The following is a 14,626-nucleotide window of genomic DNA, read 5'->3' on the forward strand; positions in this document are numbered from 1 at the left end:
GTCTGGGCCTGCCTGGGTGCTGCCGGGCCCTCTGGTGGCCCCAGCATAGCGTTCGCGGGTCATTCATTGCAACGAGTGCGGTCGATGACGTTGCGTTAGATCCATCTCCGGTGCAACGATTTTGCTTGTCTGAGCTGGAGTTATGTGTTTTGTGCGCAACGAAGTCGTTGCCGGGATCTCGAACGCAACGTAGCTTTTCCGTTGTCGGAAACACCGACGGAACGCCAAGAGGCCCCAGGAGAACGTCATGCAGAGCTTCGCCGCCACCGCCCCCGTCACCGCCGTCCTGAACATCCCCGCCGGCCGCGTCCGCCTCGTCGCCGCCGACCGCGACGACGCCACCGTCGAGGTCCGCCCGGCCAACGCCGCCAAGGGCCAGGACGTCAGGGCCGCCGAGCGGGTCGAGGTCTCCTTCGCCGGCGGGATCCTCCGGGTCGCCGCCCCCGAGCCGGAGCGCAAGCTCCTCGGCTCCTCCGGCACCGTCGAGGTCACCGTCCACCTCCCGGCCGGCTCCCGGGTCGAGGCCGAGGTCGCCGCCGGCGAACTGCTCGGCACCGGCCGCCTCGGCGACGTGGTCCTGGAGACCGCGCAGGGCCCGGTCGCGCTGGAGGAGGCCGCGAGCGCCCGGATCCGCGTCCAGGACGGGCACATCACCGTCGGCCGCCTCACCGGCCCGGCCGAACTGGGCACCCGCCAGGGCGACATCACCGTCGCCGAGGCCGTGCGCGGCGCGGTCGAGCTGCGCACCGAGCAGGGCGACCTCGTGATCGGCGCCGCCCCGGGCGTCTCCGCCACCCTCGACGCCGGCACCGGCCACGGGCGCGTCGCCAACGCCTTCCGCAACGCCGAGGGCGCCGCCGCGGCCCTCGCCGTCCGCGCCACCACCGCCTACGGCGACATCACCGCCCGCAGCAACTGACCCCGCCCACCCGCCTCCCCGAGATCCCGAAGGAGCACCACCCATGAGCGACCTCGCCATCGCGGCGCAGGGCCTGCGCAAGTCCTACGGGGACAAGCTCGTCCTCGACGGCGTCGACCTGGCCGTCCCGGCCGGCACCGTCTTCTCCCTGCTCGGCCAGAACGGCGCGGGCAAGACCACCGCCGTGAAGATCCTCTCCACCCTGATCTCCGCCGGCCCCGGCAGCGGGCCGGTCCGGATCGGCGGCCACGACCTGGCCGCCGCCCCCCGGAAGGTGCGCGCCGCGATCGGCGTCACCGGCCAGTTCTCCGCCGTCGACGGGCTGATCACCGGCGAGGAGAACATGCTCCTGATGGCCGACCTGCACCACCTCTCCCGGCGCGAGGGGCGCCGGGTCGCGGCCGACCTCCTGGAGCGCTTCGACCTCACCGAGGCGGCGAGGAAGCCCGCCGCCACCTACTCCGGCGGCATGAAGCGGCGCCTGGACATCGCGATGACCCTGGTCGGCGACCCGCGGATCATCTTCCTCGACGAGCCGACGACCGGCCTCGACCCGCGCTCGCGGCACACCATGTGGCGGATCATCCGGGGCCTCGTCGCCGAGGGCGTCACCGTCTTCCTCACCACCCAGTACCTGGAGGAGGCGGACGAGCTCGCCGACCGGATCGCGGTCCTGCACGACGGCCGGATCGCCGCCGAGGGCAGCGCCGAGGAGCTCAAGCGGCTCGTCCCCGGCGGGCACGTCCGGCTCCGCTTCACCGACCCGGCGCTCCACCGCACCGCCGCCCTCGTCCTGGACGGGGCCGTGCGCGACGAGGAGTCGCTGACCCTCCGGGTGCCCAGCGACGGCAGCCAGCGCGCCCTGCGCCTGCTGCTCGACCGGCTGGACGCCGCCGGCATCGAGGCGGAGGAGCTGACCGTGCACACCCCCGACCTCGACGACGTGTTCTTCGCCCTGACCGCCCCCGCCGCCGCGGCCGTTCCGGCCCCCGCCACCGCCACCCGCCCCGCCCCGTCCGAGGAGGACGTCCGATGAGCTCCCTCTCCCTCGCCGTACGCGACTCGGCCACGATGCTGCGCCGCAACCTGCTGCACGCGCGCCGCTATCCGTCGCTGACGCTGAACCTGCTGCTGACCCCGATCATGCTGCTGCTCCTCTTCGTCTACATCTTCGGCGACGCGATGAGCGCGGGCCTGACCGGCGGCGCCCCGGACCGCTCCGCGTACCTCGCCTACCTCGTCCCCGGGCTGCTCCTGATGACCATCGGCAGCACCACGATCGGCACCGCGGTCTCCGTCTCCAACGACATGAGCGAGGGGATCATCGCCCGCTTCCGCACCATGGCCATCCACCGCCCGTCCGTGCTGGTCGGCCATGTCGCCGGCAGCGTGCTCCAGTCGGTGGCGAGCGTGGTCCTGGTCGGCTGTGTCGCCGTGGCCCTCGGCTTCCGGTCCGTGGACGCCACCGCCCTGGAGTGGCTGGCCGCCCTGGGGCTGCTGGTCCTGTTCGCCCTCGCGCTCACCTGGATCGCGGTCGGCATGGGCCTGGTCAGCCCGAACGCGGAGGCGGCGAGCAACAACGCGATGCCGCTGATCCTGCTGCCGCTGCTGTCCAGCGCGTTCACCCCGGTCGACTCGATGCCCGGCTGGTTCCGCCCGATCGCCGAGTACCAGCCCTTCACCCCCGCCATCGAGACCCTGCGCGGGCTGCTGCTCGGCGGCGGGATCGGCGCGAACGGCTGGCTCGCGGTGGGCTGGTGCGTGGGCCTGACGGTCCTCGGCTACGTCTGGGCGACCGCCCGCTTCAACCAGGACCCGCGGTAGGGGAGCTGTCCAAATCCCTTGCCACGCCCTAGATTTACTCGGAAGTAAGGTTACTGACCGGTTCTCGACAGCCGAGGAGCCGCACGTGCCCGTCCCCCAGTCGCCGTCCGCTCCGCCGGCCCCGCCGGTGCCCACGCTGGTCCGCGTCGACGGGACCGTCCGCGAGGCGTCCGTCCCCGCCCTCGTACCGCCCGTACGGCGCGGCTCGCTCGCCGACCTGCCGTACACCACCGCCCGCGAGGAACCGTCGGCCGTGCTCTTCGCCCGCAAGCGGCCCGACGGCTCCTGGGCCGACGTGACCGCCTCGGCCTTCGCGGCCGAGGTGCACTCCGTCGCCAAGGGCCTCATCGCCCTGGGGCTGCGGCCCGGCGACCGGCTCGCCCTGATGGCCCGCACCCGCTACGAGTGGACCCTGATCGACTTCGCCGCCTGGGCCGCCGGACTCATCACCGTCCCGGTCTACCCCACCTCCTCGGCCCACCAGACCCGCTGGATCCTGGCGGACTCCGGCGCCGCCGCCTGCGTCGTCGAGGACACCGCCCAGGCCCGGCTGGTCTCCGCCGAACGGCGCGGACTCCCCGCCCTGGCCCAGCTCTGGGTGCTCGACACCGGCGCCGTCGACCAGCTCCGCAAGGCCGGGGCGCACGTCCCCGACGAGGCCGTCACCGCCCGGCGCGGGCTGCTCACCCCCGAGACCCTCGCCACCCTCGTCTACACCTCCGGCACCACCGGCCGCCCCAAGGGCTGCGCCCTGACCCACGGCAACTTCCTCGCCGAGACCGACAACGCCGTCGCCCTGCTCCGCCCCGTCTTCACGGCGGCCGGCGGCGAAGCCGCCGCCACCCTGCTCTTCCTGCCGCTCGCGCACGTCTTCGGCCGCATGGTCGCCATCGGCTGCGTCCGGGCCCGGGTGACGGTCGGCCACTGCCCGTCCGTGGAGAGCGACGAACTCCTCGCCGATCTGGCCGCGTTCCGCCCCACCTTCCTCCTCGCCATCCCGTACGTCCTGGAGAAGGTCTTCCACACCGCCCGCGCCACCGCCGAACGCGCGGGCCGGGCCGCCTCCTTCGACCGCGCCGCCCGGATCGCCGAGCGGTGCGGACAGGGCGGAGCCCCGCTGGCCGTGCGCGCCGCACACGCGCTCTACGAGCCGCTGGTCTACCGCCGGATCAGGGCCGCGCTCGGCGGGCGGGTCCGGCACGTGGTGTGCGGCGGCTCGGCGCTGGGCGCGCGGCTCGCCGCGTTCTTCACCGGGGCGGGGGTCGAGGTCTGCGAGGGGTACGGCCTGACGGAGACCACCGCCGCCGCCACCGTCACCCCGCTCGGCGCCCCCTGCCCGGGCAGCGTGGGCGCCCCGCTGCCCGGCACCGCCGTCCGGATCGCCGACGACGGGGAGGTCTGGCTCAAGGGCGGGCACGTCTTCGCCGGTTACTGGGACTCCCAGCGCGGGGTCGCCCTGCCGTACACCGACCGGGGCTGGTTCCCCACCGGTGACCTGGGCGCCCTGGACGAGGCGGGGCGGCTGCGGATCACCGGCCGCAAGAAGGACCTCATCGTGACCTCCACCGGCAAGAACGTGGCCCCCGGCCCGCTGGAGGACTGGCTGCGTGCCCACCCGCTGGTCGCCCAGTGCATGGTGCTCGGCGAGGGCCGCCCGTACGTCACCGCGCTCATCACCCTCGACCACGAGGGGCTGCTGCACTGGCGGCACATGCGCCGCAAGGACCACCTGGCCCTGTGGGAGCTGGCCGGCGACGAGGAGCTGACCGCCCTGGTCCAGCGCGCCGTCGACGAGGCCAACCGGCTGGTGTCGCGGGCCGAGTCGATCCGCGCCTTCCGGGTCCTCACCCGGGAGTGGACGGAGGCGGGCGGGCACCTCACCCCCTCGCTGAAGCTGCGGCGGGGGGCGGTGCTGCGGGACTTCGCCCGGGAGATCGAGCAGATGTACGGAACGCCCCGGGTCCCTTGAGCGGGTCCCGGGGCGTTCCGTGTGAGCGGCGGCGGCGTCAGCCGGTGTAGTAGCCGGCGAGGTCGGCGATGAGGTCGACGGTGCCGGTGTGGTTGTAGAGGGTGACCTTGCCGTCCTTCACGGGGACGACGACCAGGTTCGGGACGGTCTGGCCGGCCGTGAAGTTGAGGTTGGAGACGGACGGGCGGGCGGCGCCGTACGGGTAGGCGGAGACGAAGCCGGTCGCGGTCGGGTTGGTCACGGTGACGTTGAGGACCACCGCGGAGTAGCGGGAGTCGACGAAGACGTCCGCGGTCCTGCCCGCGCCGACCTTGGCGGGCGTGCCGCCGAGGCCGGTGCCGGAGCGGGTGTCGAGCAGGCGGCGGGGCTGCGAGCCGGTGAAGACCGAGCCGGCGCCCTTCTTGTAGTAGCCGGCGACGTCGGCGAGGAGGTCCACCGTGCCCGCGCGGTTGTAGAAGGTGATCTTGCCGTCCTGGACCGGGACGATGACCAGGTTGGGGACGGTCTTCCCGGCGGTGAAGTTGAGGTTCGACGCCGAGGGGCGGTCGGTGCCGGCCGGGTAGACGGAGACGAAGCTCGTCGCGGTCGGGTTGGTGGCGGTGACGTTGAGGGCCACGGCGGTCACGTCCGGCTCGGTGACGGGCAGCGTGACGGTGCCGCTCGCGCCGACCTTGCCCTTCGCCACGCCGGTGCCGTCACGGGTGTCCATGAGCCGCTTGGGCGTGACCGGCTGGTAGGACGAGCCGCTGGTGCCCTCGGTGTAGTAGCCGGCCACGTCGGCGAGCAGGTTCACCGCGCCGGAGCGGTTGTAGAAGTGCACCTTGCCGTCGACGACGGGCAGGGTGACCAGGTTGGCGCTGGTCTGGCCCGCCGTGAAGTTGAGGTTCGAGGCGGAGGTCCGCCGGGTGCCCGAGGGGTAGGCGGAGACGAAGCTGCCCGTGGTCGCGTCGGTCGCGGTGACGTTGAGGACGACCGAGGTCACGCCGGTGGCCGGGACCGGGGCGGTGCCGGTGACCTGGAGGGTGACCGTCTTGTCGGCGCCGACCTTGCCCTTCGGGACGCCGAGGCCGGAGCGGGTGTCCATGAGGCGGGTGGGGGCGACGGGGTGGTAGGTGCCGGGGAGGCTGGTGACACCGACGTCGAAGGCCCGCAGGGTGCCGTTGGCGCGGACGTCGGCGCCGGAGCCGTTCGCGGGCTTCGCGGTCAGGTGGTACGTGTACTGGCCGTCCTCGACGCCTCGGCCGAGGTCGTCGCGGCTGTCCCAGTCGACCGCGACGCCCGCGCCGTTGCCGGTGGCGCCGCGGTAGGTGCGGACGGTCTTGCCGGCCGTGTTCTTGATCTCGACGGTCCAGGCGCCGACGGCGCGCGAGGTGCGCCAGCGGAGCTGGGTGGTGCCGCCGTCGTACTGGGTGGAGTGGGTGTCGAGCAGGGTGAGCGGCTGCGGGGCGACGGGGACCCGCTTGACGTGGACGGCCCGCTGGCCGTCGACGAAGGCGACGTTGGCGCCGAACTTGTCGACGGTCCAGGAGGTGCCGCGCTCGTCGGCGTCGGCCCAGGCGGGGACGTCGGCGAGGTCCGAGGTCGCGCCGGTCGTCGCGTCGGTCAGCCGCAGCTTGTGGTCGGCGGTGTCGTGGCGGACCACGAAGCCGTCTCCGAGCAGGGACAGGCCGAAGGCGACGGGGACGTTCTTCTTCGCCGTCCGGTCGTAGACGCCGGCCTTCGCCTCCGCCGAGCAGGCCCAGTAGAGCCAGCGGCCGACGGCCTGGAGCTCGGAGGGGGTGCAGCCGGAGCCGAGGTTCACGGCGGCGGAGGTCGCCTTGGTGGTCAGGTTGTACGCGTTGACCGTGCCCTTCGCGGGGCCGGGCTTCCACACCTGGTCGGCCCAGAGGGCGGCGGGGCCGGTGAGGGTGTACGGGACCTCGGGGTAGTTGACGTTGGTGACGTCGAGGTCGGCGACGTAGGTGGTGGAACCGTTCTTCGCCAGCACGTAGCGGCCGCCGGCGTCCACGACCGTGGCCGTGGCGGGCAGGTGCGCGGAGCGGAAGGAGTTCTCGGTGGTGGGCGCCTGGACCCACTGGCCCGCGCCGAAGACGCTCTCGCCGTCGCCGAGCGAGCGCAGGCCGAGCGGGGCGCTCATGAGCCGCTGGCGCAGCTTGGGCGCGGTCGCCGAGGGGGTGCCGGTCGCGGTGGTGTCCACGTCGAACAGGGAGGGCTCGGAGCCCCTGGCCGCGTCGGCGAGGTAGCTGAGCCGGCCGCCGCCGAGCGCGATGCCCCGGTAGAGGGCGGGGTTCGGCGGCACCGTCTTCAGGACGGTCGGGCGGAGCGTGCCGTCCTCCGCGGCGGTGATCCGCCGGACCGCCCAGTCGGTGGAGCCGGAGCCGCCGACGGCGAGGACGCTGCCGTCCGTCCCGTAGGAGAAGGAGGTCGTCGCGGCGGGCAGGACGTCCGTCACGGGGCCGCCGCCGAGGGGCACGGACCGGAGCTTCTGCTGGAGCACGCCCCGGTCGTCGAAGGACGGGGCGGATCGCGCGAACAGCGCCTGGCCGCCGACCACGGCGAAGGAGATGGCGGTCAGCTGCTCGTGGCCCGGGGCTTCCGTCCGGACGGGGGTGGCCGAGGCGTCCGCGCGGGGCACGGTGAGGAGGGTGCTGGTGCCGGGGGTCCAGACGAGTACGTGCTCGCCCGAGAGCCGCAGCGACGAGGGCGTCTGGAGCGCCTCGGGGAGCTCGGTCAGGGTGGCGCTCGCGTAGTCCACGTAGTAGCGGGTGGAGTCGGCGGAGGCGCGCAGGAGGGCGCCCTTGGCGTCCTGGGGGGCGGTGCCGAGGAGGGTCGGTATGCCCATGTCCGCCGGTATCCCGGTGACCGGGGTACGGGTGGTGGTGCCGTCCTTGACGCGGTACAGCGTGAGCGCGGTGGTCGTGTCCTCCGCGCGGGTGAAGGTGAGCCAGCCGTCGGCGGTGTAGGCGCCGAGGAAGGTCTCGCCCTCGGGCACGGTCACCGGGGTCCTGGTGCCGGTCGCGATGTCGACGATGGTGCCGGGCTTCTGGGTGCTGTCGAGGTAGAGCCCGGAGTGGCCGGTCGGCGGGGTGCCGGTCAGCGAGGTGGTGGCCCCGGTGGCGGTGTCCGTCCAGAGCAGGCCGTTCGTGCCGCCCTGGCGGTGGACGTAGCCGGTGGGCCCCGCCTGGAGGATGGTCTCCGAGCGCGGCGCGTACGCCCCCGGGTTCGGCAGGACGACCTCGTCGGCGGTCGGGCTGTCGGCGGCCAGGGCCGCCGGCGCGGTCGCGGCGGCGAGGCCGGCCGTGATGCCGAGGGCCGTGGCGGCGGCGAGCGTGCGGCGCGAGCGCGCGCGGGCGCGTGTGGTCAAGAGAGGTCCCCTCCGTGAGGCCCGTTCGGGCGGGGACGGGTGGCCTTCGTCCGCGCGTCCGCCGCGCGGTCCCCTCCGGCTCTTCCCATCCGATGACATGATCGTAACAGCGGCCCGAACTGCGAAGGAGAGTATTTCGAACGGGTTCAGTGAGTAGGCGTACCCATGCGCTCCGGGTGCGCCACGGGTGCCCGGTAGTCCTTCACCGGCACCGCGCGCGAGGCGCGCTGGACGTCCTCGCGGATCGCGCGGGCGATCAGGTTCTTCCACGGGGTCTTCGGCAGCGTCCGCACCAGGAACATGCGCAGGGCGATCTTCCAGCGGGAGCCGACCGTCATCTCCTTCGCCATCTTCTCGGCGAAGGCCAGGTTGAGCTCGACACCAGGCCGCATGACCTCCTCGTACGCGGCGAAGCCGGCCACGTGGTCGCCGCCCGCCGCCGCGAGCTCCCCGGCCAGCACGTAGGCGCCGGCGAGGGCGAGCCCGGTGCCCTGGCCGGAGGCGGGGGAGGGGCAGTGGGCGGCGTCGCCGAGCAGCACGACCCGCCCGCGCGACCAGCGGTCCATGTGGATGGTGGCGAGGGCGTCGAAGTAGAAGTCGTCGGCGTCCGCCGCGTCCGCCATCAGCCGGGGGATCTCCCAGTCGTCGCCCGCGAAGGCGTCGGCGAGCAGGCGCTTCTGGGCGGCGGTGTCCCGGTGGTCGTAGGCGAGCTCGGCGGGGGTGGCGAAGACGAAGAGGTTCTTGGCGGTGCCGGTTCCCTCGCCCGCCGTGCTGTAGACGGAGACCAGCTTGTGCGGGCGGGCGTGGTAGGTCTCCCAGCGGTCGAGCCCGAGCCGGTCGGGGCCGGTGAAGATCGAGATGTACGCGCCGAGGTGGCGGCGGAAGCGCCGCTCGTCGCCGAAGACCAGCCGCCGGGTGTGCGAGTGCATCCCGTCCGCGCCGACCACGAGGTCGAAGCGGCGCCGGTCCCCGCTCTCGAAGACGACGTCCACGCCCTCGCCGTCGTCGTGCAGGGAGGCGACCGAGTCGCCGAAGACGTACTCGACGTCGTCGCGGGTCTTCTCGTACAGGATCCGGGCGAGGTCGCCGCGCATGATCTCGTCGTCGCCCTCGGCGCGCCCGCCGAAGACCTCGGCGGGCAGCTCGCCCACGGTGCGGCCCCGGGAGTCGACGTAGGAGCCGCCGGCCATGTCGGTGGAGGCCGCGCGGACCTCGTCCAGGACGCCCATCCGGGCGCAGATCTCGATGGCGTGGCCGCGCAGGTCCACCTTGTAGCCGCCGGTGCGCAGCGCGGGGGCGCGCTCGACGACGGTGGGGGCGAAGCCGTAGCGGTGCAGCCAGAGGGCGAGGGCGGGGCCGGCGATCGAGGCGCCGGAGATCAGGACCGTACGGGCAGCGCGCATGGCGGACTCCTTGTCGGTGGGCGCGGGGCCGTGGCGGCCCCGCACCGCCGACTATACGGATGTCCTACACGCTTGTCTATGACGCTTGTATAGATCGTGGCGAGTGGGCCCGGCCGGCTCAGCCCCGCCCCAGCACCACCGTCCCCGAGGAGCAGAACCAGCCCCCCGTCCCCGAGGCCACCGCCAGCTCCGGCAGCGAGCCGTCCGGCCGCCGCACCTGCCGCCCCGGCGCCTCGCCGCGCAGCTGCCGCACCGCCTCGACGAGCAGGAACAGGCCCCGCATCCCCGGGTGGCAGGCGGAGAGCCCGCCGCCGTCGGTGTTGACCGGCAGCCGCTCGCGCCGCTCCTTGTCCTGGAAGAAGGCGCCCCCCTCGCCCTTGGCGCAGAAGCCCAGGTCCTCCAGGGTCACCAGGGTCATGTAGGTGAAGGCGTCGTAGATCTCGGCGAGTTCGATGTCGGCGGGGGTCACGCCCGCCCGCTCGAAGGCGAGCCGCCCGCTGACCGCCGCCGGGGAGACCGTGAAGTCCTCCCACTCCGACATCGTGGTGTGCGAGACGTGCTCGCCGGTGCCGAGGATCCACACCGGGGCCTTCGCGGTGTCCGGCACGTACTCCTCGGCGGCCAGCAGCACCGCGCAGCCGCCGTCGCTGCGGATGCAGCAGTGCAGCTTGGTGAAGGGGTCGGCGATCATCGGGCCGCCGAGCACCTCGTCGACGGTGACCGGGTCCCGGAACATCGCCTCCGGGTTGAGCGCCGCGTTCGCCCGCGCCTGCACGGCCACCTCGGCGAGCTGCTCCAGCGTCGTGCCGTACTCGTGCATGTGGCGGCGGGCCGCCATCGCGTACTTGGCGATCAGGGTGTGCCCGTACGGCGCCTCGAACTGGAGCGGGCCCCGGGTGCCGAAGGAGAGGTTGGAGGTGCGGCGCCGGGCCTTGATGTCGGCGCGGGCGGTGGAGCCGTAGACCAGCAGCACCGCGTTGGCGTGCCCGGCGGCGATGGCGTCGGCGGCGTGCGCCGCCATCACCTCCCAGGTGGCGCCGCCGACGGCGGTCGAGTCCACCCAGCGGGGCCGCAGCCCCAGGTATTCGGCGACCTCCACCGGGGCGAGGGTGCCGAGCCCCGCCGAGGCGAGGCCGTCGATGACGGAGCGGTCGAGCCCGCTGTCCGCGAGGGCGCGGCGGGCGGCCTGGGCGTGCAGGGCGTACGGCGTGGCCTCGTCGACCCGGCCGCAGTCGGAGAGGGATATGCCGACGACGGCGACGCGGCGGCGGTCCCCTGGAGTGGTGGGCATGAATCTGACGGTACATCAGATTTCTTGGATCCGGCCTGGGTCGCGCACCCTCGCGGGCTGTGCTTCTCGGGCTCGTCGCTCTAACATGACGCCCCGTCAGTTACGGAGGGGAGCCCCATGCGTACCGCCGCCGTCACCGAAGAGCAGCAGGAGATCCGCAGGACCCTGCGCGAACTCCTCGCCAAGCGGGCAGGACCGGCCGAGATCCGCGCCGCCGTCACCACCCCCGAGGGGTACGACACCGGGCTCTGGGCCACCATGGCCGGCACCCTCGGCCTGCCCGGACTCGCCCTGCCCGAGGAGTACGGGGGAGTCGGCTGCGGCCCCGCCGAACTCGCCCTCGCCTGCGAGGAGACCGGCCGCGCGCTCGCCCCCTCCCCGCTGCTCGCCACCGCCGTCCTGGCGGCCCCGCTGATCGCCGCCCTCGGCACCGAACGGCAGCGCGCCGAGCTGCTGCCCCGGATCGCCGACGGCTCGCTGACCTGCGCCCTCGCGGTGCCGGGCGGCGCGCTGCCGCTGGCCCTCGGGCTCACCGGGGACAACGCGGCCGAGCCCTGGGCGGGCGGCGGGCGCTCCGGCGGCGTCCAGGCCACCCGGCCCGCCGGGGGCGAGGGCTGGTCGCTGTACGGGGAGGCCGTGCACGTCCTCGACGGGCACAGCGCCGGGCTGCTGCTGGTCGCCGCGCACGCCGGCGGCTTCCCGCGCAGCCGCACCCTGCTCTTCCTGGTCCACGCGGCGGACGCGGGCCCCGGCCTGGTCCGCCGCCGCCAGCCCGCCCTCGACCTCACCCGCTCCCAGGCCACCGTCCAGCTCAGGGACGTGCCCGGGGAACTGCTGGGGGAGTGGGAGGACCCGGCGGAGGCGGGGCGGGAGGCCGGGGAGGGCGCGGGTGCGGGCCCGGGGGTGTCCGTCCTCGCCGCGCTCGCCGCCCTCGGGCGCACCGTCGCCGTCGCGCTCGCCGCCGAGGCGGTCGGGGCCGCCCGCGCCGCCCTGGACCGCACCGTCGAGTACGTCGGCACCCGCGAGCAGTTCGGGCGCCCGGTCGGCTCCTTCCAGGCGGTCAAGCACCGGCTGGCCGACCTGCTGGTGCAGGTCGAGTCGGCCCGCTCGCTCACCCTCTGCGCGCTGCTCGACGACGCCGAGCCGGAGGCCGCCGCGCTGGCCCTGGCGCAGGCCCTCGACGCGCTGCGGGCCGCCGCCGCCGAGACCGTGCAGCTGCACGGCGGCATCGGCGTCACCTGGGAGCACGACGCCCATCTCTACTTCAAGCGCGCGGCGGCCGACGAGCTCCTCTTCGGCCCCGCGCACCGGCTGCGCGCCCGCGCCGCCGAACGCGGCGGACTCTTCGGAGAGGTGGCCTAGATGCCGATCGGACTGCGGATGATGCAGAAGGTCTCGTCGACCCGGACCTTCGCGAAGGTCGCCCCGCACTTCATCCCGGCCATGGACAAGGCCGTGCACCGGCTGACCCGGGGCAAGGTGATGCTGAGCGCGCGGATGCTGCCGGGGGTGGTGCTCACGGCCAAGGGCGCGAAGTCGGGGCAGCCCCGGGTCACCCCGCTGGCCTGTATGCCCGAGGGGGCCGATGGCACCTGGCTGCTGATCGGCTCCAACTTCGGCCGTCCGGGGCACCCGGCCTGGACCGCCAATCTGCTGGCCCACCCGGACGCCGAGGTGAGCTGGCGGGGCGAGAGCTTCCCCGTACGGGCCCGGCTGCTCTCCGGTGAGGAGCGGGCGGCGGCCTGGCGGGCGGCGCTGGAGTTCTGGCCGCCGTACGCGGCCTACCAGGCCCGGATCGACCGGGAGATCCGGCTCTTCCGGCTGACCCGGACCCCGGCGGCCCCGCCCGCGGGCTGACCCGCCGCCGACAGGACGACGGCGGCGGTCCGGGGCTCGTACGGGAACGAGCTCCGGGCCGCCGCCGGCGCGACAGGACGGGTGAAGGCGAGCCCCGCGGGCTCGTGCGGGCTACTTCGTCGGCTTCTTGCCCGTGATCCCCAGGTGCACCAACAGGGCGAGGTTCGGCTTGAGTTCGGCCTGTTTCACGCCCCAGGTCTGGAAGCCCTTCTGGTGGCCGGCGACCGAGGCCAGCATCGCCACCAGGGAGCCCGCCATCGCCGCGGGGCTGACGTCCTTGTCGACCTTGCCCTTCGCCTGGAGCTCCTTCACCGCGTCCGTCAGGGAGTTGGTGACCGAGTTCAGGATCTTCATGCGGATCTTGTAGAAGCGCTTGTCGCCCTCCGCCGCCCCGAGGTCCACCACCCGCAGGATCGCGTCGTGCTTGCGCCAGAAGTCCAGGAATCCCTCGACGAGTTCCTCGGAGGTCTGCCAGCCGGCCTTGCCGACCCAGGAGCGGCCGGCGACCAGTTCGGTCAATCCCGCGCCCTCCTTGGCCATTTCCTCCGCGATTTCGAGGACGGCGCCCTCGACGTCAGGGAAGTACTGGTAGAACGTCGCGGGTGAAGTACCCGCCTTCCGGGCCACGTCGATGACCTTGACGTCCCGGTAGGGCGAGGAGCTGAGCATCTCGCCGAGGCAGTCGAGCAGCTTCTGCCGCGTCGCCTGGCCGCGTCGTCCGGCCACGCGGCCGTCGACGGTGCGTACTTGTCCTGTCATGCCGTCAGCTTACCGAGGGGTGATCGGGGCGCGATTCGGCCGACTGCAAATGGGTATCAGGCCCCGGATCGGCGGCTCCGTCCCCGATAGGCTTATTAACAGCCTGTGGACAACTTCGGTGGACAACGGCCCCGGAGCCCTTGCGGGACAAGGGTTCCCGGCCCCATAAGCGCACGTATGTGCTAATTCGGGCGGATGGGGGACAGGCGGGACGCGGGGGCGGACCCTAGCGTGGGGCCATGGCCGTATTCACACAGGGCACCCCCTGCTGGGTGGACGCGCAGCTCTCCGACCTCGAAGCGGGCAAGCGCTTCTACGGAGAGCTCTTCGGCTGGACCTTCCGCCCCGGCCGCGACGACGCCCTCGCCGCCGACGCCCTCCTCGACGGCGCCCGGGTCGCCGGACTGCTCCCCAAGCGCGACGGCCGGATGCCCACCACCTGGACCGTCCACCTCGCCACCCGCGACGCCGCCGCCGTCGCCGCCCGCGTCGCGGCCTCCGGCGGGCAGCTCGTCATGGCGCCCTACCCCGTCGGCCGCTCCGGCGTCCGGGCGCTCGCCGCCGACCCCGGCGGCGCCGTCTTCGGACTGCGCCAGCCCGGTGACGGCGCCGCCGACGACGGCTTCGAGGCCGTGAACCGGCCCGGCGCCTTCTGCTGGATGGAGGTGTACACCCGGGTCCCCGAGGCGGTCGACACCTTCTACGCCACCGTCTTCGGCTGGCTCGGCCGCCAGGCCGACCCCGCCGCCGAGGGCCGCGACGGCGCCTTCGACTACCGCGTCTGGTCCCCGCCCGGCTCCCGCCCCGGCGACGACAGCGCCTTCGGCGGCCGGGCCCTGATGACCGGCGCCTTCCCCGCCGAGCTGCCCGGACACGTCCTGCCCTACTTCGCCGTCCACGACTGCGACACGGCCTGCGCCACCGCCGTCCGGCTCGGCGGCCGGGTCGCCACGGCGCCCTTCGACACCCCGCACGGACGGATCGCCGTCCTCCACGACAACCAGGGCGCCCGCTTCGCCGTCCTCGCCGAACCGGCGGCCGGGTCCGCCCCCGCAACCACCGCCTGATCCGCCGCCGGAACCACCGCCGGACCCGCCGGCCGACGCGCCCGCTCGGGCGCCGGCCCGCGTGCCCGCGTGCGCGGTGATATGACCGGGGACACCCCGATCCGCCCCCGGGTTCGCCACCACCGCCTCGGACAGGAACAATCAGGTTCCACGGGGCCGTACCCTCATGGCCC

At 73.9% G+C, this 14,626-nt stretch carries 11 protein-coding genes; 7 read left to right on the forward strand and 4 right to left on the reverse strand.

The genetic code is table 11. From position 1 onward, the window contains the following. Positions 1-247: 247 nt before the first annotated feature. The 4 genes from ACZ6J5_RS19270 to ACZ6J5_RS19285 all read left to right on the forward strand — a co-directional run bounded on the left by ACZ6J5_RS19270 (position 248) and on the right by ACZ6J5_RS19285 (position 4,712). On the forward strand, positions 248-919 hold the full coding sequence (locus ACZ6J5_RS19270) for a DUF4097 family beta strand repeat-containing protein (RefSeq protein ID WP_469393009.1): 672 nt from the start codon (positions 248-250) through the stop codon (positions 917-919). Between the two features lie 43 nt (positions 920-962). Beyond that, positions 963-1,955 (forward strand): ATP-binding cassette domain-containing protein, encoded by a 993-nt coding sequence (locus tag ACZ6J5_RS19275; protein ID WP_469393011.1) that lies wholly within the window; start codon positions 963-965, stop codon positions 1,953-1,955. Next, complete coding sequence (locus ACZ6J5_RS19280) at positions 1,952-2,743, forward strand: ABC transporter permease (RefSeq protein ID WP_469393013.1); 792 nt, start codon at positions 1,952-1,954, stop codon at positions 2,741-2,743. Before ACZ6J5_RS19275 ends, ACZ6J5_RS19280 begins: the two co-directional genes overlap by 4 nt. A gap of 85 nt (positions 2,744-2,828) precedes the next feature. After that, the gene (locus ACZ6J5_RS19285; RefSeq protein WP_469393015.1) at positions 2,829-4,712 is read left to right on the forward strand and encodes an AMP-dependent synthetase/ligase; all 1,884 of its coding nucleotides are present in this window, start codon (positions 2,829-2,831) and stop codon (positions 4,710-4,712) included. Positions 4,713-4,749: 37 nt separating this feature from the next. Here the strand turns inward: ACZ6J5_RS19285 and ACZ6J5_RS19290 are convergent, their stop codons facing one another. The 3 genes from ACZ6J5_RS19290 to ACZ6J5_RS19300 form a co-directional block, all read right to left on the reverse strand. Further along, on the reverse strand, positions 4,750-8,076 hold the full coding sequence (locus tag ACZ6J5_RS19290; RefSeq protein WP_469393017.1) for a FlgD immunoglobulin-like domain containing protein: 3,327 nt from the start codon (positions 8,074-8,076) through the stop codon (positions 4,750-4,752). 146 nt (positions 8,077-8,222) lie between these two features. Beyond that, positions 8,223-9,479, reverse strand: coding sequence for an FAD-dependent monooxygenase (locus ACZ6J5_RS19295; RefSeq protein WP_469393018.1), 1,257 nt, complete (start codon positions 9,477-9,479; stop codon positions 8,223-8,225). 118 nt (positions 9,480-9,597) lie between these two features. Next, a complete protein-coding gene (locus ACZ6J5_RS19300; protein ID WP_469393020.1) occupies positions 9,598-10,770 on the reverse strand; it encodes a thiolase C-terminal domain-containing protein in 1,173 nt (390 codons plus the stop codon). Positions 10,771-10,887: 117 nt separating this feature from the next. Here ACZ6J5_RS19300 and ACZ6J5_RS19305 point away from each other — a divergent pair, with 117 nt between their 5' ends. Together ACZ6J5_RS19305 and ACZ6J5_RS19310 are read left to right on the forward strand one after the other, a co-directional pair. Continuing rightward, positions 10,888-12,132: an acyl-CoA dehydrogenase family protein gene (locus ACZ6J5_RS19305; protein WP_469393022.1), complete on the forward strand. Its 1,245-nt coding sequence runs from the start codon at positions 10,888-10,890 to the stop codon at positions 12,130-12,132. Beyond that, positions 12,133-12,627: a nitroreductase family deazaflavin-dependent oxidoreductase gene (locus ACZ6J5_RS19310; protein ID WP_469393024.1), complete on the forward strand. Its 495-nt coding sequence runs from the start codon at positions 12,133-12,135 to the stop codon at positions 12,625-12,627. It begins immediately after the preceding gene. A 111-nt stretch (positions 12,628-12,738) separates the two neighbouring features. Here ACZ6J5_RS19310 and ACZ6J5_RS19315 read toward each other — a convergent pair whose 3' ends face one another. After that, positions 12,739-13,386, reverse strand: coding sequence for a TetR family transcriptional regulator (locus tag ACZ6J5_RS19315; RefSeq protein ID WP_362476037.1), 648 nt, complete (start codon positions 13,384-13,386; stop codon positions 12,739-12,741). A gap of 239 nt (positions 13,387-13,625) precedes the next feature. On the opposite strand from ACZ6J5_RS19315, the gene ACZ6J5_RS19320 reads away from it, so the two are divergent. Beyond that, positions 13,626-14,453 (forward strand): VOC family protein, encoded by an 828-nt coding sequence (locus ACZ6J5_RS19320; protein ID WP_469393026.1) that lies wholly within the window; start codon positions 13,626-13,628, stop codon positions 14,451-14,453. Positions 14,454-14,626 lie beyond the last annotated feature (173 nt).

This window comes from Streptomyces sp. NPDC042100, assembly GCF_055582325.1.

What these genes read in the sequence shown, in the direction of transcription:
- ACZ6J5_RS19305 (WP_469393022.1), top strand. Translation starts at nt 10,888, where the DNA reads ATGCGTACCGCCGCCGTCACCGAAGAGCAGCAGGAGATCCGCAGGACC.
- ACZ6J5_RS19300 (WP_469393020.1), bottom strand. Translation starts at nt 10,770, where the DNA reads ATGCCCACCACTCCAGGGGACCGCCGCCGCGTCGCCGTCGTCGGCATA.
- ACZ6J5_RS19315 (WP_362476037.1), bottom strand. Translation starts at nt 13,386, where the DNA reads ATGACAGGACAAGTACGCACCGTCGACGGCCGCGTGGCCGGACGACGC.
- ACZ6J5_RS19280 (WP_469393013.1), top strand. Translation starts at nt 1,952, where the DNA reads ATGAGCTCCCTCTCCCTCGCCGTACGCGACTCGGCCACGATGCTGCGC.
- ACZ6J5_RS19320 (WP_469393026.1), top strand. Translation starts at nt 13,626, where the DNA reads ATGGCCGTATTCACACAGGGCACCCCCTGCTGGGTGGACGCGCAGCTC.
- ACZ6J5_RS19275 (WP_469393011.1), top strand. Translation starts at nt 963, where the DNA reads ATGAGCGACCTCGCCATCGCGGCGCAGGGCCTGCGCAAGTCCTACGGG.
- ACZ6J5_RS19310 (WP_469393024.1), top strand. Translation starts at nt 12,133, where the DNA reads ATGCCGATCGGACTGCGGATGATGCAGAAGGTCTCGTCGACCCGGACC.
- ACZ6J5_RS19270 (WP_469393009.1), top strand. Translation starts at nt 248, where the DNA reads ATGCAGAGCTTCGCCGCCACCGCCCCCGTCACCGCCGTCCTGAACATC.
- ACZ6J5_RS19295 (WP_469393018.1), bottom strand. Translation starts at nt 9,479, where the DNA reads ATGCGCGCTGCCCGTACGGTCCTGATCTCCGGCGCCTCGATCGCCGGC.